This is a genomic window from Ruegeria sp. HKCCA5491, assembly GCF_013034565.1.
Taxonomy (GTDB): domain Bacteria; phylum Pseudomonadota; class Alphaproteobacteria; order Rhodobacterales; family Rhodobacteraceae; genus Ruegeria.
Genome location: NZ_WQGG01000025.1, coordinates 1 through 1,175, shown reverse-complemented (window position 1 = coordinate 1,175; position 1,175 = coordinate 1). Strand labels below are relative to the sequence as shown.

Sequence of the window (1,175 nt, the reverse complement as noted above, 5' to 3'; positions counted from 1 at the left end):
ATGGCAAAGGAAAAGTTTGAGCGTACAAAACCGCACGTCAACATCGGCACGATTGGCCACGTTGACCATGGTAAAACGACGCTGACCGCAGCAATCACCAAGTATTTCGGTGACTTCAAAGCGTATGACCAGATTGACGGTGCGCCGGAAGAAAAAGCGCGCGGCATCACCATCTCGACCGCCCACGTGGAATACGAGACTGACAACCGTCACTATGCGCACGTTGACTGCCCCGGCCACGCCGACTACGTCAAGAACATGATCACCGGTGCTGCCCAGATGGACGGCGCGATCCTGGTTGTGAACGCCGCAGACGGCCCGATGCCGCAAACGCGCGAGCATATCCTGCTGGGCCGCCAGGTTGGCATCCCGAAAATGGTCGTGTTCATGAACAAAGTTGACCAGGTTGACGACGAAGAGCTGCTGGAACTGGTTGAGATGGAAGTTCGCGAACTGCTGTCCAGCTACGACTACCCCGGCGACGATGTTCCGATCATCGCAGGTTCGGCTCTGGCGGCGATGGAAGGCAACAACCCGGAAATCGGCGAAGAGAAGATCAAAGAGCTGATGGCGGCTGTTGACGACTACATCGACACCCCTGAGCGTGAAGTTGACAAGCCGTTCCTGATGCCTGTTGAAGACGTGTTCTCGATCTCGGGTCGTGGTACCGTTGTGACCGGTCGTGTCGAGCGTGGCGTGATCAATGTTGGCGACGAGATCGAAATCGTCGGCATCCGCGACACTCAGAAAACCACCTGTACCGGTGTTGAAATGTTCCGCAAGCTGCTGGACCGCGGTGAAGCGGGCGACAACATCGGCGCCCTGCTGCGCGGTATCGACCGTGACGGCGTTGAGCGTGGCCAGGTTCTGTGTAAGCCGGGTTCGGTTACACCGCACACCAAGTTCGAGGCCGAAGCCTATATCCTGACCAAGGAAGAAGGCGGCCGTCACACGCCGTTCTTCGCGAACTACCGTCCGCAGTTCTACTTCCGTACGACTGACGTGACCGGCACCGTGACCCTGGCGGCTGGCACCGAGATGGTTATGCCCGGCGACAACGTCGGCTTCACCGTCGAGCTGATCGCACCGATCGCGATGGAAGACGGCCTGCGCTTCGCCATCCGTGAAGGCGGCCGTACCGTTGGCGCCGGCGTTGTGTCGAAAATCATCGAATA

General features: G+C 58.6%; 1 protein-coding gene. It reads left to right on the top strand.

Annotated elements, in window-relative coordinates; all coding sequences use genetic code 11:
- The coding region (gene tuf, locus GOV88_RS20345) for an elongation factor Tu (RefSeq protein WP_170337277.1) at positions 1–1,175 on the top strand (1,175 nt) is incomplete at both ends.